Origin of the sequence: Xanthobacter autotrophicus (genome assembly GCF_030015065.1) — a bacterium.
Taxonomy (GTDB): Bacteria; Pseudomonadota; Alphaproteobacteria; order Rhizobiales; family Xanthobacteraceae; genus Xanthobacter; species Xanthobacter autotrophicus_D.
The window spans coordinates 1-20,584 of sequence record NZ_JAIVFN010000050.1; the positions used below are offsets into that span (position 1 = coordinate 1).

Here is a 20,584-nt window from a genome sequence, read left to right on the forward strand (position 1 = left end):
GGTCAGGGGGCGTCGCGGCGGGGCGGGGTCACGGCGCCTGCGCCGACAGCACCGGGGCGAGGATGGCGAGGGCCTGTCGCTTTGCCAGCGGGCCGAGGGGCTCGGGGGACGCGATGTCGAGCGCGGTGAAGCGCACGAATACCACGGTGCGCGCCTCCTTGCGGGCGAAGCCCACGAACCAGCCGAACGGCCGCCCGCGGTCGAGGCCGCCATCGGCGAGCCGGCCGTTGCCGGAGCCGGTCTTGCCGAACACGAGCCAGCCCGCCGGCTGCTCGTCGATGACCATGAGGCGTTCGGTGGCGGCGACCGCTTCGGCGGAGACGGGCAGGGTGCCGTTCAGCATGCGGCGCAGGAAATCAATCTGCTCCCGCGGCGACAGGCGCAGCGACGAGGAGAGCCAGAAGCGCACCAGCGGCTCGGCCTCGCCCTTCAGGCCGCCCATGTTCTCGTTGCCGTAGGCGAAGCCCTTCAGGTAGCCGGCGATGCGCTCGGGCCCGAGCCGGCGGGCGAGGATCTGGGAATACCAGACCACGGAATTCTCCATCCAGGAGCGGGGCGTCTGTGGCCCGCGCGCCTCGGCGCGCTCGGGCTCCTCGCCCGGCGGCGGCGAGAACACCGGCTGCGCCTCGTTCTTCAGCAGGCCGGCATCATAGCCCATGAGGGCGAGGGCGATCTTGAAGGTGGAGTTGGGGGGATGGCGCGTCGCGCACAGGCCCTGCTTGGCCAGCACGCGCCCGGTGTCGAGATCGGTGGCGATGAAGCAATCTTCCGCCGCCCGCGCCGGCGCCGCGAGCGCCGTCGCGGCAAGGGCGAGGACGAGGCCAAGGGCGGCGCGCCTCAGTCTGGCGGGTCCCGAGGCGTGCCATGGAACCGCACGCCCGGTCCGGGGGAGTGCCATCAGGAGGCTTTCGCCGGCTTCTCGACGAGGCGCGGGGCGTAGGTGTGTTCCGCTGCGGGGAAGGTGCGGGCGCGCACCTCCTCCGCATAGCTCGCCACCGCCTTCTCGATGTCGGGACCGAGATTGGCGTATTTCTTCACGAACTTCGGCACGCGGTCGCCGAGGCCCAGCATGTCCTCCAGCACCAGGATCTGGCCGTCGCAGGCGGGCGAGCCGCCGATGCCGATGGTGGGCGGGGCCACCTCCTGGGTGATGCGGCGGGCCAGGGGCTCGGCGATGGCCTCCAGCACGATGGAGAAGGCGCCGGCCTCGGCGATGGCGCGGGCGTCGTCGAGGATGATGGAGGCTTCCGCGTCGTCCCGGCCGCGGGCCTTGAATGAGCCCAGCGTGTTGATGGCCTGCGGGGTCAGGCCCACATGGCCCATCACCGGCACGCCGCGATCCACCAGGAAACGCACGGTTTCGGCCATGCGGCGCCCGCCTTCGAGCTTCACCGCGCCGGCGCCGGTCTCCTTCAGCACCCGGGCGGCGGTGTGGAAGGCCTCGGTGGGGCTCGCCTCGTAGCTGCCGAAGGGCAGGTCCACCACGATGAGGGCGCGCCTGGTGCCGCGCACCACGGCGCGGCCGTGGACGATCATCATCTCCACGGTGACCGGCACGGTGGTCTCGAGGCCGTGCATCACCATGCCGAGGCTGTCGCCGACGAGGATGACGTCCACATGCCGGTCCAGCAGCCGCGCGGTGTGGGCGTGGTAGGACGTCAGGGAGACGATGGGGTCCCCCCCCTTGCGCGCCTGGATCTGCGGCGCCGTGATGCGGCGGGCATCGGCCTGACTGGACATGGCGTTCCTCTTAAGTGTCTGACGCAGGCGGCCTCACATGACGGGCACGCCGACCACGTATGGATGGAATAGGTAGGCGAGCGCGGCATAGAGCACCAGCCCCCCGCCCACGGCGAGCGCATCGCCGGCATAATTGTCGGGTGCCACCGGCAGGGGATCGCCGCGCCGCTTCACCGAGATGCGGTCATAGACCGCCCAGGCCAGCACCGTGCCGAACAGCACGATGGAGGCCACGTCCCCATTGGCGAGGAGGTGGGCGAGGGCCCAGATCTTCACGCCCACGAGCATGGGGTGCTTGAGCCAGGCCTTGATGTGGCTTGGAACGTAGGCCGCCACCAGCGCGATGGAGGCGAGCAGCATCAGCAGGAGGGTCAGGTGGCGCAGGCCCACAGGTGGAGTCCACAGCTCCGCCGGGCCCGCCGCGCGCCACAGGGCGTAGCCGTAGGCGGTGAGCAGCAGGCCGCTGATGGCGAGCAGGGAGAAGAAGCCCTTGTAGGCGGCTTCCCCCAATTGGGCGATGAGCTTGGCCCGAAGACCCCTGAGGCTACCCACCACATGGATGCCGAGGAAAACGAAAAGGCCGAACAGCATCATCACCATGGATTGATCTCCCTCGCCGGTTCCCGGCCGATGCCCGGACGGCCTGCCGGTGCTCCGGACCGGCGCCGGGACAATAGAACATTTCGGAGGAAAGTGGGCGGCGCCCTGCGTGAAGAAAATGCGACGGAACAAGCATCTAGAATGCCTTCTCGCAGGCGTGAAGCCCGCGTGGCCACCCCACGGAGGGCCGCCGCCGGGAAAACGGCGGCCCCTCGACCGGGCGGGATCGCGCCAAGGCCGCAGCCTTGCGCTGCAAGCTTGGCGTGGCAGTATGGTTTCCCAAGGGGGAGGAGGGACACGGCGATGACAGGGTCGAGCGCCGGCTTCCGGTCCATTGAAGGCGCCGCCGCAGGCGCGGCGAACCAGGCAGGCACCGCGGGATCATGCGCCGCCGGAGGGGGGCGGGCGGCGATGGCGGCTCTGGCTCTTCTCCTGCTGGCGGGCCTCTTCTCACCGGCGGAGGCGGCGGCCGTGGTGGCGCGGGTGGACCTGTCCTCCCAGCGGATGACCGTGTCGGTGAACGGGGTTCCGCGCTATTCCTGGGCGGTCTCCACGGCCCGGCGGGGCTACGTGACGCCCACCGGGGTCTACCGGCCGCAGCGACTCTACCGTGAGTACTATTCGCGCAAGTACTACAACTCGCCCATGCCCTATTCGATCTTCTACAGCGGGGGCTATGCGATCCACGGCAGCTATGCGGTGAACCAGCTGGGCGCGCCGGCATCCCATGGCTGCATCCGCCTGCATCCCTCCAGCGCGGCGACGCTCTATTCCCTGGTGAGGACCTATGGCCGGGGGAACACGGCGATCGTGATCACGCGGTGACGGAATCCCGGCCGGACGCCGGCCGGATCACCGCTCCGGACCCGGAGCGTCAGAGGAAGTACAGCACTGTCAGCAGCGCGAAGCAGGGCACCAGGAAGACGATCGACCAGCCCATATAGCCGAAGAAGCTCGGCATCTTCACGCCGCGGTGGCGGGCGATGGAGAGCACCATGAAGTTCGGCGCGTTGCCGATATAGGTCATGGCCCCCATGAACACCGCGCCCGCCGAGATCGCCTCCAGCGTCACCGCGAGCGGCCCCATGAGCTGGTGCGGGTCGCCGCCGGCGAGGTTGAAGAAGACGAGATAGGTCGGGGCGTTGTCGAGGAACGATGAGAGCGTGCCCGTGAGCCAGAAGTACCACACGTTCACCGGCTGTCCGTCCGGCCCGGTGACGAGGTCCACCAGCGGCGAGAAGGCGCCGCGCGATCCGGCCTTGAGAATGGCGATCACCGGGATGATGGTGAGGAAGATGGCGGCGAACAGCTTCGCCACCTCCATGATCGGCTCCCAGTCGAAGCCGTTGCGCTCGCGCACGATGGCGGGGGTGATGGCGAGCGAGACGAGGGCGAGGGCCACGAGCAGCACGTCGCGCACCACCCACTGCAGTTCCACATGGGTGCCGTAGACGTTGAAGGTGATGCCGGGCTTCCATAGGGCGCTGAGCAGGATGGCGCCGATGATGCCGCCGAGCAGCGGCAGGTTCTGCGCCCCGCGCAGCCCCAGGCCTTCCGTCCGCGGTGTCGGATCGGGCAGCCGGACGCCTGCCTCTTCCCTCGCGTAGAGGTAGCGGTCGAGCAGGTAGAAGGCGACGAGCAGGATCCCCGCGATCACCGCCGTGTCGTGCAGCAGGTGGGTGGTGGTCCAGAAGAAGTTCACGCCCTTCAGGAAGCCGAGGAACAAGGGCGGATCGCCCAGCGGCGTCAGCGAGCCGCCGATATTGGACACCAGGAAGATGAAGAAGACCACGGTGTGCACATTGTGCCGCCGGTCGTCATTGGCGCGCAGCAGCGGGCGGATGAGCACCATGGACGCCCCCGTTGTGCCGATGAGGCTCGCGATCAGCGTGCCGATGGCGAGAATGGCGGTGTTGACCTCCGGCGTGCCCTTGAGGTTGCCCGTCACCAGCACGCCGCCCGAGACCGTGAACAGGGCGAACAGCAGGATGATGAAGGGGATGTATTCGAGCAGCGCGGTGTGCACCACCTCGTATGCGGTGGCCGCCGGGCCATAGGTGGCGGCGAAGGGCACGGCGAAGACCAGCGCCCAGAACAGCGCGACCTTGCCGTAATGGTGATGCCAGAAATGGCCCGCCAGGAGCGGAAACAGCGCGATCGACAGCAGCATGCCCAGGAAGGGCAGGGCCCAGAGCGGCGACAGGCGGGCGCCGTCGAGCACAGGCACGCCCGCTGCGGCGAGGGCCGGCGAGGTGGAGAGGAGGGGCAGGGCAAGGGCGAAGGCGGATCCGAGTACGAAGACCATCGCCCGACGCTGCGCTGCCATTGCCACCCTCCAGATTGCCTGCTCAGGTGTGATGGACGATGTGGGCGCCCATGGCAAGGCGTGCGCGGGCGCAGGCGGCGCGCGGTGCTCCATTCCGGCCGCAGCGGCGGGACAGGCGGCTTCATGCGCCCGCTGCGGCGGGGAGAAAGGTTGACCGGACGGCCTGTTTCTGTCCTAGTCCCGCCCGTTTTTACCTTGACGGATCCATGACCCAAGATCGTGACCCGGAGCGCGCCCAGGAGCGTGCGCATGACCGCAGCCCGGACCGCTACAATGCCCGCGAGGCCGAGCCCAAATGGCAGAAGGCCTGGGCCGAGCGCGGCATCTTCCGCACGCGCAACGACGACCCGCGCCCGAAATTCTTCGTCATGGAGATGTTCCCCTATCCGTCGGGGCGCATCCATATCGGCCACGGCCGCAACTATGTGATGGGCGACGTGCTCGCGCGCTACAAGCGCATGCAGGGCTTCAACGTGCTTCATCCCATGGGCTGGGACGCCTTCGGCCTGCCGGCGGAGAATGCCGCCATCGAGCGCGGCATCCACCCCAAGAGCTGGACCTACGAGAACATCGCCTCCATGCGCGAGCAGCTCCAGCTGCTTGGCCTCTCGCTGGACTGGAACCGCGAGATCGCCACCTGCGACCCGTCTTATTATGCGGAGCAGCAGCGCATCTTCCTCGACTTTCTGGATCACGGCCTCGCCTATCGCAAGGAGAGCGAGGTCAATTGGGACCCGGTGGACAATACCGTGCTCGCCAACGAGCAGGTGATCGACGGGCGCGGCTGGCGCTCGGGCGCCATCGTGGAACGGCGCAAGCTTTCCCAGTGGTTCCTGCGCATCACCGATTTCGCCCAGGAGCTGCTGGACGCCCTCGATACGCTGGACCGCTGGCCCGAGAAGGTGCGCCTCATGCAGCGCAACTGGATCGGCCGCTCGGAAGGCATGGAGGTGCTGTTCGAGTTCACCAAGGCGGCGGTCTCGGCCGGCGCGCTGCCGGCGGCGGCGAAGGCGGTGAAGGTCTACACCACCCGTCCGGACACCCTGTTCGGCGCCTCATTCCTCGCCCTCTCTCCCGACCATCCGCTGGCCCGGCATCTGGGGCAGAAGGATGCGGCGCTCGCCGCGTTCATCGCCGAGTGCAAGCGCGGGGGCACCTCGGCCGAGGAGATCGAGACCCAGGAGAAGATGGGCTACGCCACCGGCCTCGAGGTCGTCCACCCGCTGGACGACAAGCGCACCGTGCCGGTCTATGTGGCCAATTTCGTGCTTATGGACTACGGCACCGGCGCCATCTTCGGCTGCCCGGCCCACGACCAGCGCGACCTCGACTTCGCCCGCAAGTACGGCCTTTCCGTCACCCCCGTGGTGCTGCCGCCGGAGACCGATCCCGGCGCCTTCGCCATCGACGACGTGGCCTATGACGGTGACGGCAGCCTGTTCAATTCCGGCTTCCTGGACGGCATGAGCGTGCCCGACGCCAAGGAGGCCGTGGCCCGCCGGCTGGAGCGCTTCCGCGTCGGCGACGAGCCGCAGGGCACGCGGCGGGTGAATTTCCGGCTGCGCGACTGGGGCATCTCGCGCCAGCGCTACTGGGGCTGCCCCATCCCGGTGATCCATTGCGACGCCTGCGGCCCCGTGGGCGTGCCGCGCGAGCAATTGCCGGTGGTGCTGCCCGACGATGTCACCTTCGACCGCCCCGGCAATCCGCTGGACCGCGCCAAGGCATGGCGCGACGTGCCGTGCCCCAAGTGCGGCAAGCCGGCCCGGCGCGAGACCGACACCATGGACACCTTCGTGGATTCGTCCTGGTATTTCCTGCGCTACGCCTCGGACAATCCGCAGGTGCCGCTGGACAAGGACGCCGTGGCCCACTGGCTGCCGGTGGACCAGTATATCGGCGGCATCGAGCATGCCATCCTGCACCTGCTCTATTCGCGCTTCTTCACCCGGGCGTTGAAGAAATGCGGCCGCGTGGACCTGGGCGAGCCGTTCGCCGGCCTGTTCACCCAGGGCATGATCGTCCACGAGACCTACAAGGACCGCGACGGAAAGTGGCTGTTCCCCGAGGAGGTGAAGCTCCTCGGCAACGGCAAGGCGGTGAAGATCGCCGACGGCTCGGACGTCACCGTCTCCCCGCCGGAGAAGATGTCCAAGTCCAAGCGCAACGTGGTGGCCCCCGAGGTGGTGGCGGATACCTACGGCGTGGACTGCGCCCGCTGGTTCATGCTCTCCGACACCCCGCCCGAACGCGACAGCGAGTGGACGCAGGGCGGCATCGAGGGCGCGTGGCGCTTCGTGCAGCGGGTCTGGCGTCTGGTGAACGAGGCGGTGGAGCTGGGCGCCCCCGCCGGCGCGCCCCGCCCCGATGCCTTCTCCGATACCGCCCTCGGCCTGCGCCGGGCCGCCCATGGCCTGGTGGCGACGGTGGCCGAGGACATCGAGCGCCTGCGCTTCAACGTGGCGGTGGCCCACGTGCACGAGTTCGCCAACGCCTTCGGCACCGCCGTGGCCGCGGCCCGGGTGGAGAAGGCTGTGCCGCCGGACCTCGCCTTCGCCCTGCGCGAGGCGGCGGAAATGCTCGCCTCGGTCGTCGCGCCCATGGTGCCGCACCTAGCCGAGGAATGCCGGGTCGCCCTCGGTGGCGAGACGCTGGCGGCTGAGGCTCCGTGGCCGAAGGTGGAGGCCGACCTGCTGCGTCAGGACACGGTCACACTTCCGATCCAGATCAATGGCAAGAAGCGCGATGATATCGTCGTGCCGCGCGAGGCGACGGCGGCGGAAGTCGAAGCCCTGGTGCTGAAGCTGGAAAGCGTGCAGCGGGCACTCGACGGCCGCGCGCCAAAGCGTATCATCGTGGTGCCGCAGAGGATCGTGAATGTCGTTGCCTGATCCCTCGTCCTTGGCTTTCCGCCCCGCAGCCCCCCTGCTGGCGCGGCTCGCTCTCGTGTGCGCGCTTGCGGGCGCGCTCGCCGGCTGCTTCCAGCCGCTCTATGCGGAAAACGCCACGGTGGGCGGTCCCGCCCTCATGGACAAGTTCCGTGACGTGGAGGTGGTCGAGATCCGCGGCCGGCTGGGCAACGATCTGCGCAACGATCTCATCTTCGCCCTGAGCGGCGGGGAGGGGAACCCGAAGGGTGCGCCCTTGCAACTCATCATTGCGGTGGATACCTCCAGTTCCACCGCCATCGTGAACTCGTCCTCCGGCCTGCCGGAGAACCAGATCGTGCGCGTGACCGCCAACTGGCGCCTTGTGAAGGCCGATGATCCGAAGAAGAAGGTGGTGACCTCCGGCGCCGCCTCGGGTACCGCCACCATCGACACCAGCGACCAGCGCTTCGCCAATTACAGCGCCGGCATCGACGCGGAGAAGCGCGCGGCCCGCAGCGTTGCCGACCAGATCAAGGCCCAGCTTGGCGCCTTCTTCATCCGGAGCCCCGGCACCCCCGGCTCGGCGAGCTGAGCCGTGGTCGCGGTGCGGCCCGGCGACGCCGAGGCGGCGCTGGCCCGGCGCGACCCGGGAAAAAGCGTGGTTCTCATCTTCGGGCCCGATACCGGCCTCGTGCATGAGCGCGCCCAGGGCCTCGTGCGCCGGGCCGTGCCCGATGCGCATGACCCGTTCGCCCTGGTGCGCCTGGAAGGCGACGAGATCTCCTCCGACCCGCGGCGGCTGATCGACGAGACCTCCACCATCGGCCTGTTCGGCGGCGAGCGGGTGGTGTGGGTGCGCGCCGGCGGCAAGAACATCGTGCCGGCGCTCCAGCCGGTGCTGTCCGGCCGCTGCGACGCCCTGGTGGTGGTGGAGGCCGGCGACCTGAAGAAGGGCGCCCCCCTGCGCGCCTTGTGCGAGAACGCGCCGAACGCCCTCGCCATCGCCTGCTATGCGGACACCGACCGGGACCTCGCGCGCCTCGTGGACACCATGATGGCGGAGGCCGGCCTCGCGATCGACCGGGACGCGAGGGACCTGCTGGTCTCCCTCATCGGCGGCGACCGCCTTGCCTCCCGCGGGGAGATCGCCAAGCTTATCCTGTATGCCCAGGGCGAGGCGCGGGTCACGGCCGAGGACGTGCGCACCATCGTGGGCGATGCCTCGGCGCTTGCCCTCGACGACGTGGTGGATTCGGCGCTGGCCGGGGAAACGCGCGAAGCCCTCGCCGCTTTGGCCAAGGCCTTCGGCGCCGCGACGCGGCCCGACGCGGTGCTCGGCGGCCTGCTGCGCGCGCTCACGGCGCTGCATCCCATGACGCTGGCGGTGGCTGGCGGGGCAAGTCCCGATCAGGTTGTGGGATCAGCCCGCCCGCCGGTGCATTTCTCGCGCAAGCCCAGGCTGGAGAAGGCCCTGCGCGGTCTCGACCCGGACCGGTGCCTCAAGGCGCTCCTGGCGGTGGACGACGCGGTCCTCGCCGCCCGTCGCAACGCCACGCTGGCCCCCGCCATTTGCGAGCGGGTGGTGCTCCAGGTGGCGCAGCAGGCGGGGCGGGGGCGGAGGTAGTTCGGTGGAGGGTCAGTCCGCCTCGTCGGGCCTCAGGGTGCGGAAATGGCCCTTTGCCTGGAGCCAGCCGAGCGCGACGAGGCCCGGCAGGCCCGCCACCGCCGTGAGGGCGAAGAAGAGCGGCCAGCCCGATGCCTCGGCGATGGCGCCGCTGGAGGAGCCGAGCAGGGTCCGGCCCACGGCGGTGAGCGCGGTGAGCAGGGCATACTGGGTGGCCGTGTGCTCGCGCGCCCCGCACAAGGCGGAGAGATAGGCGACGAAGATCACCGTGCCGATGGCGCTGGTGAAGTTCTCGACGAGGATGACGCCGGTGAGCAATGTCGCGTTCGGCCCGGCATAGGCCTGCGCGGTGAAGCCGAGGTTCGAGGTCATCTGCAGCACGCCGGAGATCCACAGGCAGGTAACCAGCGGATAGGCGCGGGCAAGATAGGCGCCGACGAAGCCGCCGACGATGGTGCCGCCGAAGCCCACCACCTTCACGATCTCCACGTAGGTCGCCTTGCTGAAGCCGATGTCCAGCACGAACGGCCCGGTGAGCACGCCGGCGAAGGCATCGCAGAATTTGAACAGCATGACGAACAGGAGGATCATCACGGCCTGGTCGCGGGTGAGAAACTCGCGGAACGCCCCCACGGTGGTGGCGAGCAGCCGGTGTCCGGTGCCATCGCCCGGCGTCCGCTCCGGCGCCTTGGGCTCGCGGGCGAACAGGGTGGCGATGATGCCGATGGCCACGCACGCCCCCGCCAGCAGGTAGCCCCAGAACCAGCTGGTGCCGCGCGGCAGGCCGAGCGCTTCCTCCAGATACGCCACCAGGGCGATGACGCCGGCGCCCGTCGCCAGCATGGCGATGCGGTAGCCGGTAACGTAGCCCGCCATGCCGGCGGCCTGTTCGCTGGAGGTGTCCAGCCGCTCCACGCGGAAGGCGTCCACCGCGATGTCCTGCGTGGCCGAGGCAATGGCGACAGCCAGCGCGCAGGCCGCCACCGCGAAGGGGGAGGCCACCGGGTCCTGCACCGCGAGCGCCGCGATGGCGGCCATGAGCACCATCTGGCAGGCGAGCAGCCAGCCGCGCCGCCGGCCCAGCAGCCGCGACAGCAACGGCACGTCCACCGCATCGAGCACCGGCGCCCAGAGGAATTTCAGGGTATAGGGCAGGCCGACCAGGCTGAAGAGGCCGATGGTGGTGAGGGTCACCCCCACGTCCTTCATCCATAAAGCGAGGGTGCCGCCCGTGAGCGCCAGCGGCAGGCCCGAGGAGAAGCCGAGCAGGCTGACGCTCAGCACGTCGCGCTGGGTGTAGAGCGCGAACGCCTCCTTCGGGGAGCGGCGCTGCGGCTTGGTTCCGCCGGTCGGGCTGAGGGTTTGCTCGGTCATGTGGATCCTTCGGCCGTTGCCGGCGGGCCGCGCGCTTGCGGGAGCCCGCGCGCCTTGCCTGTCCCGACATGTTTATGACCGTGACCGGTGAAAAGGTCCCTACCGGGGCAGCGGTGCCGAAGCCACCGCGAGGCCCGCGACCGCCAGGTCCGGAACCGTCAGGCCTGGGACTGGCTCCAGAGCCCGGCTTCCACCTTGGACACCGCGATGACGGCCTGGGTGCGGCTTTCGACGCCGAGCTTCTGCAGGATGGCCGAGACATGGGCCTTTACCGTCGCCTCCGAGACGCTCAGCTCATAGGCGATCTGCTTGTTGAGCCGGCCTTCGGACAGCATCATCAGCACCCGCACCTGCTGCGGAGTGAGCGTGGAGAGCCGGGTGATGATGGCGTCTGTCTCCGCATCGGCGCGGGTGGACATGTTGATGTCCGGCGGCACGAAGGCTTCGCCCCCGAGCACGCTGGATACCGCATCGCGCATGGCGGCGACGCTCATGGTCTTCGGAATGAAGCCGGATGCGCCGAGATCAATGCAGCGGCGGATGACGGCGGATTCCTCGTTGCCCGATACCACCACCACCGGCAGGCTGGCATATTGGGCGCGCAGATAGATGAGGCCGGAGAAGCCACGGGCGCCCGGCATGGTGAGGTCGAGCAGGATCAGGTCGAAATCCTGGTCGCGTTCGAGCAGCGCGGTCAGGTCGTCGAAGGTGCCCACCTCCTCGATGGCGGCATCCGCATGGCGTCCGAGCACCGCCTCGCGCAGGGCGCCGCGGAACAGGGGATGGTCGTCGGCGATAACGAGGCGCAGGCTGCTCCCGGCGGCTTCTCCCAATGCTCCCTCCCCAACGGCTCCGCCCTTCTTGTCGCCGCGGGGGCTGTACCCGCCGCGAATCGGCTCGCCCGATCATCAGTCCGTGGCGGAGCGGTGACAAGCCGATCACGCCATATGACCGATTGTTCCCGTGAATGCCAGCACCACCTCGCGTCGCTGGGGCCGGTCGCGGTGCTCGATCAAATAGAGACCCTGCCATGTGCCGAGCGCCATCCGGCCGCCGCTCACGGGGATGGACAGGCTGGTGTCGCTCAGCAGGGTGCGCACATGGGCGGGCATGTCGTCCGGTCCCTCGGTCTCGTGGACCCATCCGAAACCGCGCGGTGCAAGGCTGCGGAGGGCGGTGAGGAGGTCGGTGCGCACGTCCGGGTCGGCATTCTCCTGGATGGTCAGGGAGGCCGAGGTGTGGCGGCAGAACACGGTCAGGACCCCCGCGCCGGCGCCGATCTCGGTGAGGAAGGCGGCCGCTTCGGCGGTGATCTCCGTGAAGCTTTCGCCCGGCGTTCCCACTTGCAGGAGGGCCTCGGCGTGGCGGACGGCATCGCTCAGGGTCGGGGCGGAGCGGGTGGTGCGAGCCATGGCGGGTCTCCTGCGGGGCGCCGGTGGGGATGATCCGGCCGGCGTGGTTTCTGGTATCGGTGTCTTGCGGGGAGCGGTTACGGCTCGTACCAGTTTTCCCATCTCCCCGCCTCCCTCGCCCCGGCGGCCGGCCGCCGCTGCCAAGGACTGTCGCTGATGTCGAAGCTCGTTCTCGATGCCGCCGTCTTCTCGCCGGCGGCCATCGCGCCCGATACCCGCATGGTCAACGAGGCCATCATCAAGGTGATGAAGACCATACCGGACCGCTGGGCGGTGCCGTTGGCGGAGATCCGCGCCGCGCGGCTTTCCGGCAAGGGCGTGTTCCCGCTGTCGCCGGAAAGCCCGCGGGCGCGGGACGAGACCATTCCCGGCCCGCGCGGGGACGTTCCGGTGCGCGTCTACATGCCCGACGGCGCCCCCCGGGGCGTCTATCTTCATATCCATGGCGGCGGCTGGACGGTGGGTTCGGCGCGGGAGAACGAGGGAATTCTGGATCGCATCGCCGGCGCCTGCGGCCTCGCCGTCGTCTCGGTGGACTATGCGCTCGCCCCCGAGGTGCCGTTCCCGGCCGGCCCCGACGATTGCGAGGCGGCGGCGCTGTGGCTGGTGCGGGAAGGCAAGGCGCGTTTCGGCACCGACCGTTTCGCCATCGGCGGCGAATCGGCGGGGGCCACCTTGTCCGTCGTGACCCTGGCGCGGCTGCGCGATCGCCACCGGCTCTCGCCTTTTTCCGCGGCGGTGCTGACCGCCGGCTGCTACGACCTGCGCCTCACTCCGTCCGCGCGCAACTGGGGCGACGAGCCGCTGGTGCTGAACACGCGGGACATCCTGTTCTTCGTGAACAATTATCTCAGGCTCGACGGCAAGGCGGACGAGCCGGACGTGTCCCCGCTCCTCGGCGACCTGAAGGGGCTGCCGAAGGCGCTGTTCACGGTGGGCACGCGCGATGCGCTGCTGGACGACACGCTGTTCATGGCCAATGCCTGGCTGGCCGCAGGCAATGCGGCGGCGCTGGATGTCTATCCCGGCGGCTGCCACGTCTTCATCGGCTTTCCCGGCACCATCGCCGATCAGGCCATGAAGCGCATCTGTGATTATCTGAGCGCGTTCTGAAAGCCGGGTGCGGCGCGCCGCCTCGCGGTCCTCAGAGCCGTTCCTCGCCGCTCGGCGTGCGCAACTCGTCGATCAGGCCCTTCAGACGCCGATAGAAGCGCTCCGCATAAGCGAACGCCTGGTCGAGGTCGGAGGTGTCCGGCCTCGTATCCGACTTGGCTCCCGGCGCCGGCGCGGGCTGGCCCGGGGCCTGAGCCATGCCGCGGCGCAGGCCGTCCACTTCCGCCTTGAGCCGGGCGATCTCGGCTTCATAGGCATCGCGGGCGTCCGGGACGACCTCGCAGGTGAAGCCGGAGGGGCGCTTGGCGCACAGGGAGACCACGCCGGTCTCGCGGTCGAGCTTCAGCGCGCCGCCCTCCACCGGGGCGAAGGAAAAGCGCGGTGTCGTGGTCTCGGCCGCAGCCGTGCCCTGCGCGGCGGCCGGGCCGCAGGCCAGAAGGCCCAGCGCCAGAAGACCCGGCAGGCACGATGCGGGCGGACGGAGCGCGAAGAGGCTCGGATCAGTGGCGGAACGGGTCATCATCGCCTCCCGTGAAAAGCGGCCTGCCGCCCTCGACAGGCTTGAACGGCCGCCCGTGCGCGAAACATAAGCGCTTCGCGCCGGGCCGGAAGGGGTGCGTGACTTCACGCCATGGGGCGGAATGGCGGACGCCCGCTGGCGATGGCCTCGTCCAGCAGCTCGATGCGGTCCTGCCCCCAGAACACCTCGCCGTCGAGCACATAGGACGGGGCGCCGAACACGTCCGCCGCGATGGCCTTCTCGCGATTGCCCAGGTAGGCGCTGGCCGCCGCCTTTCCTCCGGCTGCCGCGACGAGGGCGGCGCCCGGCAGGCCCACGTCGTCGGCGGCGGCCGCGATCACCTCGGGAACCGCGAGGTTTTCCTGCCGCTGCCAGATTCCGGAGCAGATGCGGGCGATGAGGGCATCCGCCGGCAACCCGGCCTGGAGGGCGGCGATGATGGTCTGGTCGGCCAACGTGCCGTCGAGGGGCCAGAAGGCCGGGGCGAGGTTAAGCGCGATCCCGCGCTTGTCTCGCCAGCGCTGGAGCTCCACCAGCCGGTAGCGCTGGCGCTCGGGCGCGCGCCGCGCCAGCGGCAGGCCGCCCGTCTGGGCGAAGACCGGCCCGAGCTCCACCGGATGGAAGGTGACGGCGGCCTGGTGCCGCCGGGCCACGGCCATGAACGGCGCGTGGCCGAGAAAGCTCCAGGGACTGACGCAGGAGAAGAAATAATCGATGCGGCGGGCAGGGGCGGTCATGGCGGGCCGGATCCTTGGGGGTAGGGGCTCCCTAGAGCACGCGCCGATCAGCTTGCATCGCAAGCTGATCGGGCACCGCGTTCTCTTTCTTGAATTGAGAGGGCGATTCACAGATCAGATTGGTTCAATCTGATCGGATCGCGCTCAAGATGCAGGAGCGCGCACCACGGATCAATCGCCGCCTCGGGACAGTTGTACATTGCGGGGCCAGCTTGACAGGGGCGCGCCGGTGGTTCCCTCTCTGGCGGCCCGCATGGTGATCCGGGAGGCATCATTGGGCGAGGAACGGCATGCGGAACTGATGGGGCTCCGGAACGCGCTTTCCGGCGCGCCGCTGAAGGCGGCCATGGCGCAGGGTCAGGCCAGCGGGCCCGAGGCTGCGGCCGAGGCGGTCGGCAAGGCCGGCGGCAAGAGCGCGCGGCGCGCCGTGCGGCTCAATCCCCTGGCCTGGATGGCGGTGTCGTTCCTGGCCGGGACCGTGGTGGGCGCGCTGCTGCGGCCGGTCACCGCGCGCACGGGAGGGAATTCGGGATGAACGTCGACCAGCTCGGGCGCAACCTCAAGATCCTGCTGCGCACCAATACCATCATCGCCGAGATCCATCTGCGCCACGTGGCGGCGCGGGCCGGCCTGTTCGCCTTCGCGGCGCTGGTGGCGAGCTTCGGCGTGGTGATGCTGGGTGTGGCCCTGTTCCTGGCGCTGGAGGCGTCGCTGGGCGCCATCTGGGCCGCGGTGGCGGTGGGCGCCGGCGGGCTGGTGCTGGCCCTCATCGTGGCGGTCATCGGCGCCACGATGAAGCCCGCGCGGGAACTCGGCCTCGCCAACCAGGTGAACCAGGCGGCCATGGATGCGGTGCAGGCCGAGTTCAAGGCCACCACATCCAGCCTGTCCCAGTTCGCCTCCCTCACGGCTGTGCCGGGGCTGATGGTGCCGATCCTCACCTTCCTGCTGAGGGCTTTCCGCCGCCCGAAGGCGTGACGGGCGCGGTTCATCGCGCGCAAGGCCCTCACGCCTTGCGCGCCCAGCGGCCGTTCTCGTCCTGCTGCCAGTAGGTGAGGTCATGGCCCTGTGCCTTGGCCGCTGCCCTGGCCTCGCGCCAGCGCTCGCGGGCGGCGGCCACCTGTTCGTCGTCGCGCCCGTCGAACAGATGCACCACGCGCACATAGGGCGCGGCATCGGCCAGCGGCACCGCATCCACCAGGAAGCGGATCTGCGCGCCGTTGGGGTTGGCCTCGGTGGTGGCGATGAGCACCGGCTGGCGCTCCGGTACCGGCTGGGCCTCGGTGCCGTGGGGCAGGAACGAGGCCTCGCTGTAGGTCCACAGATGCGCATCGAGCGCGTCCCGCCGCTCCGCCGATCCGCACTGCACCACGCACCGCCAGCCGCGCTCCAGCGACTTTTCCAGGAGCGTCGGCAGCACCTGCTCCAGGGGGCGGCGTTCGAGGTGGTAGAAGAGGATTTCAGTCATGGCCGTGGCGGATCAGGGATGGGCTGAGGTTAGAGCACGTTCCGGCTGGTTTGCACCGGGAATTCGGCCGCGCTCTCCCGCGATTCGGGCCGCCGGTGGCGCTTGACCGGGGCGGGAGGGCCTTCCATATGCCGCCCCATGAGCCTGATCCACAACGAGCGCACCAAGCTGACGGCCAATGCCCTCGACCGGGCCTCCACCGCCTGCCTCACGGTGGGGCGCTGGGGCCGGCGGTGGCGTCGCTCTATGGATTGGGCGCTGCCGGCACCGCCGCCGCGTCCCATGGTGTTCTCATCGCCTTGGGCAGCATCTTTTGGCTGGCTGCGGCCGGCGTGCTACACTTCATGGCAAGAAGTGTGCTTGGACGACTGATATGACCGGCCTCTGGCTTTATGCGTATGTGGTGCTGCCCCTCGTGGTGATCGCCATGGGCTATGCCGCCGTGCGCCTGACCGAACCCCGGCATCCCCCGCACGCCGGCCCTGCCGAATAACGCCTGCAAGCGCCCCGCGATGGGGCGGGGCCGCTGATGGCGATTTTCCTTTGCGCGCGAGGCGAAGCCCGGCTCCGTGAAGACGGCGCTCCAAAAGACGGCGCTCCAAGCCCGCATCGCCCCGAACTGTCGCCCCGGCCGTCCTGAAGCTGCCGCTCCGCTCGGCCGGGACGCGCAAGGATGGGCGAAGGCGGGGCCTCAGCCCTCGTAATTGTCCTTCACCAGCCGGTCGAGCAGGCGCACGCCCCAGCCCGAGCCCCAGCTCTTGTTGATGTCGCTCGCCGGCGAGGACATGGCCGTGCCGGCAATGTCCAGATGCGCCCACGGCGTCTTGTCCACGAAGCGTTGGAGGAACTGGGCGGCGGTGATGGAGCCGGCATTGCGCCCGCCGGTATTCTTCATGTCGGCGAACTTGGAGTCGATGAGCTTGTCGTATTCCGGGCCGAGCGGCATGCGCCACACCCGTTCCCCGGTCTCCTGGCCGGCCTTGGCGAGGCGCTCGCTGAGGCCGTCGTCGTTGGAGAACAGGCCCGCATATTCCTGCCCCAGCGCCACCAGGATGGCGCCGGTGAGGGTGGCAAGGTCGATCATGAACTTGGGCTTGAACTGCTCCTTGGCGTACCAGAGCACGTCGGAGAGCACGAGCCGGCCCTCGGCATCGGTGTTGATGACCTCGATGGTCTGGCCCGACAGGGAGGTGACGATGTCGCCCGGCCGCTGGGCGGCGCCGTCGGGCATGTTCTCGACGAGGCCGACGAGGCCCACCGCGTTCACCTTCGCCTTGCGGGCGGCGAGGGCATACATGAGGCCGGTGACGCAGGCGGCGCCGCCCATGTCGCCCTTCATGTCCTCCATGCCGGCCGCCGGCTTGATGGAGATGCCGCCGGTGTCGAAGGTGACGCCCTTGCCGATGAAGGCCACCGGCGGCTCGCCCGCCGGCCCGCCGTTCCAGCGCATGATGACGACGCGGCTTTCCTTGATGGAGCCCTGGCCGACCCCGAGCAGCGTGGTCATGCCGGCGCGGGCGAGGGCGGCGTCGTCCATCACCTCGATCTCCACGCCGACGGAAGACAGATGCTCCTCGGCACGACGGGCGAATTCGGGCGGATCGAGCACGTTGGCGGGCTCGTTCACCAGGTCGCGGGCGAACAGCACGCCGTCGCCCACCGCATCGGCGGCGGTGAAAGCGCGCTTGGTGCCGGCCTCGTCGGAGACCAGCAGGGTCACGGCGAGGGCGCCGCGCTCGGTGTCGTCCTTCTTCTTGGTCTTGTAGCGGTCGAAATTGTAGGTGCGCAGGCGGATGCCGAGGGCGACCTCGGCCGCCGCCTCGGGGCCGATCTTGGTGCCGGGCAGGTCGAGCACGATGGTAGCCTCGCGGGCGGAGGCGGGGATCTTGCCCGCCGCCACGCCGCCGAGCTTGAGGAAGTCGGCGGGCTTGAGGTCCGCCGCCTTGCCCACCGAGACCACCACGAGGCGCGGCGCATCGAGGCCGGCGGGCGCCAGCAGGTCGATGGCGCTCCACGCCTTGCCCTTGAAGCGCTCGGCATCGAAGGCGCGGGTCAGGGCGGCATCGGCGCCCTTGAGCAGCTTCTGCGTCTGCGCGCCGAAGGCGAGGGTCTCGTCGGTCAGCACGATCAGCACGCCCTTGGGGGCGGTGGTGAGCCGTGCGAACGAGAGGGTGACGGGTTCGGACATGCGACGCTCCGGGCAGGAAAGGCATTCAAGGAATCGGTCTGTCGCCTCTTTCTCTAGACCGGCCGGCGCCCGGGTGGAACCGCCCATGCCGCCGCGCCCGAGCTTCGAGGCTCCCGTCTAGATGGGATGCCGGCCGAGGATGGGAAGGGCGCGGCGGCACCCCCATCGCGATTTCGGCTGCGGTCCGAAGGGAAGCCGGCATTCGGCGGAAGCCCCGCTGCGCACAAGCCTCTTGCGCAAAAGAAAAGGGGGGCGCCGGGCGCCCCCCTTGAATCCGTCAAAGACGAGGCCGCACAGGCGGGCCTCACTCGGCGGCGGCGTCCTCGGTGCCGGCGGCGGCCTTCTCGGCCTTCTCCTTGGCGCGCTCCTGGGCCTTCTGGCCGGGCTCGCCCTTCTTCGGGTTGTTCTTGGCCTCGCGCTTCAGCAGGCCGGCGGCGTCCAGGAAGCGGGCGACGCGGTCGGTGGGCTGGGCACCCTTTTCAAGCCAGGCCTTGGCCTTGTCGGTGTCGAGCACCACGCGGTTCTCCGCATCCTTGGCGAGGAGCGGGTTGAAGGTGCCGATCTTCTCGATGAAGCGGCCGTCGCGGGGCGAGCGGGCGTCGGCGATGACGATGCGGTAATAGGGGCGCTTCTTGGCGCCGCCGCGGGCGAGACGGATCTTCAGGGACATGAGTTTCTTCCTTTGGTCGTTCGATTAAGTGATCGTGCTGGTCGGGATCGTCATGCCCGGCCTTGTGCCGGGCATCCGCGCCCGGCCGTGACGGAGAGTGGGAATCCGCGTTACTTCTTCTTCGAGCCTCCCAGTCCAGGAAGGCCTTTCGGCAGGCCCGGCAGGCCGCCGGGGAACTTGGAGGGCAGGCCTCCCGGCAGACCGGGGAAGTTGGGGGGCAGGCCACTACCGCCGGCACCACCGGGACCGCCGGCGCCCATCTTCTCCGCCATGTCCTTGAGCATTTCCGGGGACGGCCCGCCGCCGCCGAAGCCCATCATGCCGGCAAGGCCCGCCAGCGGGCCGCGCTTGCCGGCGGGGCCGCCGAGGGACTTCATCACGTCGGCCATCTGGCGGTGCATCTTCAGGAGGCGGTTGATCTCCTCCACCTTGGTGCCGGAGCCGGCGGCGATGCGGCGCTTGCGCGAGGCGTCGAGGAGCTTCGGCGCGCGGCGCTCCTTCGGCGTCATCGAATTGATGATGGCCACCTGCCGCTTGAACACCTTGTCGTCGAGATTGGCGGAGGCGATCTGGTTCTTCATCTTGGCGACGCCCGGCAGCATGCCCATGAGCCCGCCGAGCCCGCCCATCTTCGCCATCTGCTCCAGCTGGCTGCGCAGGTCGTCAAGGTCGAAGGTGCCCTTGCGCATGCGCTCGGCGGTGACCTTCGCCTTCTCGATGTCGATGGCCTCGGCGGCCTTCTCCACCAGCGCCACCACGTCGCCCATGCCGAGGATGCGGCCGGCCACACGGTGGGGATCGAAATCCTCCAGCGCGTCCATCTTCTCGCCGGTGCCGAGCAGCTTGATGGGCTTGCCGGTGACCGCGCGCATGGAGAGCGCCGCGCCGCCGCGGCCGTCGCCGTCGGCGCGGGTGAGCACGATGCCGGTGAGGCCGACGCGGCCGTCGAAGGCCTTGGCGGTGTTCACCGCGTCCTGGCCGGTGAGGCTGTCGGCCACCAGCAGCACTTCGTGTGGGCCGGTGGCGGCCTTCACCTCGGCCACCTCGGCCATCAGCGCCTCGTCCAGCGTCACGCGGCCGGCGGTGTCGAGCATGACCACGTCGTAGCCGCCGAGCTTCGCCGCCTCGATGGCGCGCCTGGCGATCTGCACCGCGCTCTGTCCGGCGACGATGGGCAGTGTCGCCACCTCCACCTGCCTGCCGAGGGTGGCGAGCTGCTCCATGGCGGCGGGGCGGCGGGTGTCGAGGGACGCCATCAGCACCTTGCGCTTGCCGCGTTCGGTGAGGCGCCTGGCGATCTTGGCCGTGGAGGTGGTCTTGCCCGAGCCCTGCAGGCCCACCATCAGGATGGGCACGGGGGCGGGGGCGTTGAGGTCGATGGGGTCGGCGTCGGAGCCCAGGGTGGCGACCAGCTCGTCATGGACGATCTTGACCACCATCTGGCCGGGGGTCACCGACTTGATGACCTCCACGCCCACGGCGCGGTTCTTCACCCGGTCGGTGAAGGAGCGCACCACGTCGAGGGCCACGTCCGCCTCGATCAGCGCCCGGCGCACCTCGCGCATGGCCTCGCCCACGTCGGCCTCGGTGAGGGCGCCGCGCCGCTTCAGCTTGTCGAGTATGCCGCCGAGGCGGTCGGAAAGGGTATCGAACATGGCCGTCCGTGCTGTTGGCTCACATGGGGCGGGCCCTTGCCGCGCCGCGCGCCGGCCGGCAAGCCCAAGCCTGCAAGCCAACGCAAATCGCGCCCGAGGGCGCATCGCGCTGTCGGGCGGTGACCTCCGGACCCTTAGGTCCGGTCGGCGGATCGGCAGGGCCGTCCTCGTGAAGTGCGGGTGGTTAGCACCTTTGCGCGCGGGAGGCAAATTCCGGATCCGGACTCCCGATCATCGCCTTCGCTGCGGATTCCGTTTGCGGCGAGCGGAAACCGGCCGCGCGACGC

20 protein-coding genes are annotated in these 20,584 nt (G+C 69.6%); 7 read left to right on the forward strand and 13 right to left on the reverse strand.

Annotated features, from left to right (window positions below):
• Window positions 1-28 precede the first annotated feature (28 nt).
• Genes K9U40_RS11725 through K9U40_RS11735 form a run of 3 tightly spaced genes read right to left on the reverse strand, consistent with a single transcriptional unit; the run spans window position 29 to window position 2,340 of the window.
• Window positions 29-898 (reverse strand): penicillin-binding transpeptidase domain-containing protein, encoded by an 870-nt coding sequence (locus tag K9U40_RS11725; RefSeq protein ID WP_282890381.1) that lies wholly within the window; start codon window positions 896-898, stop codon window positions 29-31.
• Entirely contained in the window at window positions 898-1,740 is an 843-nt protein-coding gene (gene panB / locus K9U40_RS11730; protein WP_282890382.1) for a 3-methyl-2-oxobutanoate hydroxymethyltransferase, read from the reverse strand. The genes K9U40_RS11725 and panB overlap by 1 nt, the downstream gene beginning before the upstream one ends.
• Before the next feature lie 33 nt (window positions 1,741-1,773).
• Window positions 1,774-2,340, reverse strand: a complete 567-nt coding sequence (locus K9U40_RS11735; protein WP_282890383.1) for an NnrU family protein — start codon at window positions 2,338-2,340, stop codon at window positions 1,774-1,776.
• A 411-nt stretch (window positions 2,341-2,751) separates the two neighbouring features.
• On the opposite strand from K9U40_RS11735, the gene K9U40_RS11740 reads away from it, so the two are divergent.
• Window positions 2,752-3,165: a L,D-transpeptidase gene (locus tag K9U40_RS11740; protein WP_282890384.1), complete on the forward strand. Its 414-nt coding sequence runs from the start codon at window positions 2,752-2,754 to the stop codon at window positions 3,163-3,165.
• A 49-nt stretch (window positions 3,166-3,214) separates the two neighbouring features.
• Here the strand turns inward: K9U40_RS11740 and K9U40_RS11745 are convergent, their stop codons facing one another.
• Complete coding sequence (locus tag K9U40_RS11745; RefSeq protein ID WP_282890385.1) at window positions 3,215-4,666, reverse strand: sodium:proton antiporter; 1,452 nt, start codon at window positions 4,664-4,666, stop codon at window positions 3,215-3,217.
• Between the two features lie 206 nt (window positions 4,667-4,872).
• Here K9U40_RS11745 and leuS point away from each other — a divergent pair, with 206 nt between their 5' ends.
• From leuS to holA, 3 genes are read left to right on the forward strand one after another with little or no spacing between them, the layout of a single operon-like run.
• Complete coding sequence (gene leuS, locus K9U40_RS11750; RefSeq protein ID WP_282890386.1) at window positions 4,873-7,557, forward strand: leucine--tRNA ligase; 2,685 nt, start codon at window positions 4,873-4,875, stop codon at window positions 7,555-7,557.
• Window positions 7,544-8,128, forward strand: coding sequence for an LPS assembly lipoprotein LptE (gene lptE / locus K9U40_RS11755; RefSeq protein WP_282890387.1), 585 nt, complete (start codon window positions 7,544-7,546; stop codon window positions 8,126-8,128). The genes leuS and lptE overlap by 14 nt, the downstream gene beginning before the upstream one ends.
• A gap of 3 nt (window positions 8,129-8,131) precedes the next feature.
• A complete protein-coding gene (gene holA / locus K9U40_RS11760) occupies window positions 8,132-9,160 on the forward strand; it encodes a DNA polymerase III subunit delta (RefSeq protein WP_282890388.1) in 1,029 nt (342 codons plus the stop codon).
• A 12-nt stretch (window positions 9,161-9,172) separates the two neighbouring features.
• Here holA and K9U40_RS11765 read toward each other — a convergent pair whose 3' ends face one another.
• From K9U40_RS11765 to K9U40_RS11775, 3 genes are all read right to left on the reverse strand, one after another.
• Complete coding sequence (locus K9U40_RS11765; RefSeq protein WP_282890389.1) at window positions 9,173-10,534, reverse strand: AmpG family muropeptide MFS transporter; 1,362 nt, start codon at window positions 10,532-10,534, stop codon at window positions 9,173-9,175.
• 158 nt (window positions 10,535-10,692) lie between these two features.
• Window positions 10,693-11,367, reverse strand: a complete 675-nt coding sequence (locus K9U40_RS11770) for a response regulator transcription factor (protein WP_282890390.1) — start codon at window positions 11,365-11,367, stop codon at window positions 10,693-10,695.
• Window positions 11,368-11,472: 105 nt separating this feature from the next.
• A complete protein-coding gene (locus K9U40_RS11775) occupies window positions 11,473-11,946 on the reverse strand; it encodes a secondary thiamine-phosphate synthase enzyme YjbQ (RefSeq protein WP_282890391.1) in 474 nt (157 codons plus the stop codon).
• A 156-nt stretch (window positions 11,947-12,102) separates the two neighbouring features.
• Between K9U40_RS11775 and K9U40_RS11780 the strand changes: the two genes are divergently transcribed.
• Window positions 12,103-13,059, forward strand: a complete 957-nt coding sequence (locus K9U40_RS11780) for an alpha/beta hydrolase (protein ID WP_282890392.1) — start codon at window positions 12,103-12,105, stop codon at window positions 13,057-13,059.
• A gap of 31 nt (window positions 13,060-13,090) precedes the next feature.
• Here K9U40_RS11780 and K9U40_RS11785 read toward each other — a convergent pair whose 3' ends face one another.
• Together K9U40_RS11785 and K9U40_RS11790 are read right to left on the reverse strand one after the other, a co-directional pair.
• On the reverse strand, window positions 13,091-13,579 hold the full coding sequence (locus tag K9U40_RS11785) for a hypothetical protein (RefSeq protein ID WP_282890393.1): 489 nt from the start codon (window positions 13,577-13,579) through the stop codon (window positions 13,091-13,093).
• A 104-nt stretch (window positions 13,580-13,683) separates the two neighbouring features.
• Window positions 13,684-14,316: a 2-hydroxychromene-2-carboxylate isomerase gene (locus K9U40_RS11790; RefSeq protein ID WP_282890394.1), complete on the reverse strand. Its 633-nt coding sequence runs from the start codon at window positions 14,314-14,316 to the stop codon at window positions 13,684-13,686.
• A gap of 229 nt (window positions 14,317-14,545) precedes the next feature.
• On the opposite strand from K9U40_RS11790, the gene K9U40_RS11795 reads away from it, so the two are divergent.
• Window positions 14,546-14,851: a hypothetical protein gene (locus K9U40_RS11795; protein WP_282890395.1), complete on the forward strand. Its 306-nt coding sequence runs from the start codon at window positions 14,546-14,548 to the stop codon at window positions 14,849-14,851.
• On the forward strand, window positions 14,848-15,294 hold the full coding sequence (locus tag K9U40_RS11800; protein WP_282890396.1) for a phage holin family protein: 447 nt from the start codon (window positions 14,848-14,850) through the stop codon (window positions 15,292-15,294). The genes K9U40_RS11795 and K9U40_RS11800 overlap by 4 nt, the downstream gene beginning before the upstream one ends.
• 28 nt (window positions 15,295-15,322) lie before the next feature.
• Here K9U40_RS11800 and K9U40_RS11805 read toward each other — a convergent pair whose 3' ends face one another.
• The 4 genes from K9U40_RS11805 to ffh all read right to left on the reverse strand — a co-directional run bounded on the left by K9U40_RS11805 (window position 15,323) and on the right by ffh (window position 20,297).
• Window positions 15,323-15,784, reverse strand: a complete 462-nt coding sequence (locus tag K9U40_RS11805; protein WP_282890397.1) for a DNA polymerase III subunit chi — start codon at window positions 15,782-15,784, stop codon at window positions 15,323-15,325.
• 691 nt (window positions 15,785-16,475) lie between these two features.
• Entirely contained in the window at window positions 16,476-17,972 is a 1,497-nt protein-coding gene (locus K9U40_RS11810) for a leucyl aminopeptidase (RefSeq protein WP_282890398.1), read from the reverse strand.
• A 304-nt stretch (window positions 17,973-18,276) separates the two neighbouring features.
• Window positions 18,277-18,642: a 30S ribosomal protein S16 gene (rpsP, locus tag K9U40_RS11815; protein ID WP_282890399.1), complete on the reverse strand. Its 366-nt coding sequence runs from the start codon at window positions 18,640-18,642 to the stop codon at window positions 18,277-18,279.
• Window positions 18,643-18,752: 110 nt separating this feature from the next.
• Window positions 18,753-20,297: a signal recognition particle protein gene (ffh, locus tag K9U40_RS11820; protein ID WP_282890400.1), complete on the reverse strand. Its 1,545-nt coding sequence runs from the start codon at window positions 20,295-20,297 to the stop codon at window positions 18,753-18,755.
• Between the last annotated feature and the right edge of the window lie 287 nt (window positions 20,298-20,584).

Excerpts from the sequence above, each read along its gene's own strand:
- K9U40_RS11725 (WP_282890381.1), bottom strand. The coding sequence starts at position 898 with ATGGCACTCCCCCGGACCGGGCGTGCGGTTCCATGGCACGCCTCGGGA.
- panB (WP_282890382.1), bottom strand. The coding sequence starts at position 1,740 with ATGTCCAGTCAGGCCGATGCCCGCCGCATCACGGCGCCGCAGATCCAG.
- K9U40_RS11735 (WP_282890383.1), bottom strand. The coding sequence starts at position 2,340 with ATGGTGATGATGCTGTTCGGCCTTTTCGTTTTCCTCGGCATCCATGTG.
- K9U40_RS11740 (WP_282890384.1), top strand. The coding sequence starts at position 2,752 with ATGGCGGCTCTGGCTCTTCTCCTGCTGGCGGGCCTCTTCTCACCGGCG.
- K9U40_RS11745 (WP_282890385.1), bottom strand. The coding sequence starts at position 4,666 with ATGGCAGCGCAGCGTCGGGCGATGGTCTTCGTACTCGGATCCGCCTTC.
- leuS (WP_282890386.1), top strand. The coding sequence starts at position 4,873 with ATGACCCAAGATCGTGACCCGGAGCGCGCCCAGGAGCGTGCGCATGAC.
- lptE (WP_282890387.1), top strand. The coding sequence starts at position 7,544 with ATGTCGTTGCCTGATCCCTCGTCCTTGGCTTTCCGCCCCGCAGCCCCC.
- K9U40_RS11765 (WP_282890389.1), bottom strand. The coding sequence starts at position 10,534 with ATGACCGAGCAAACCCTCAGCCCGACCGGCGGAACCAAGCCGCAGCGC.
- K9U40_RS11775 (WP_282890391.1), bottom strand. The coding sequence starts at position 11,946 with ATGGCTCGCACCACCCGCTCCGCCCCGACCCTGAGCGATGCCGTCCGC.
- K9U40_RS11780 (WP_282890392.1), top strand. The coding sequence starts at position 12,103 with ATGTCGAAGCTCGTTCTCGATGCCGCCGTCTTCTCGCCGGCGGCCATC.
- K9U40_RS11785 (WP_282890393.1), bottom strand. The coding sequence starts at position 13,579 with ATGACCCGTTCCGCCACTGATCCGAGCCTCTTCGCGCTCCGTCCGCCC.
- K9U40_RS11790 (WP_282890394.1), bottom strand. The coding sequence starts at position 14,316 with ATGACCGCCCCTGCCCGCCGCATCGATTATTTCTTCTCCTGCGTCAGT.
- K9U40_RS11800 (WP_282890396.1), top strand. The coding sequence starts at position 14,848 with ATGAACGTCGACCAGCTCGGGCGCAACCTCAAGATCCTGCTGCGCACC.
- K9U40_RS11805 (WP_282890397.1), bottom strand. The coding sequence starts at position 15,784 with ATGACTGAAATCCTCTTCTACCACCTCGAACGCCGCCCCCTGGAGCAG.
- K9U40_RS11810 (WP_282890398.1), bottom strand. The coding sequence starts at position 17,972 with ATGTCCGAACCCGTCACCCTCTCGTTCGCACGGCTCACCACCGCCCCC.
- rpsP (WP_282890399.1), bottom strand. The coding sequence starts at position 18,642 with ATGTCCCTGAAGATCCGTCTCGCCCGCGGCGGCGCCAAGAAGCGCCCC.
- ffh (WP_282890400.1), bottom strand. The coding sequence starts at position 20,297 with ATGTTCGATACCCTTTCCGACCGCCTCGGCGGCATACTCGACAAGCTG.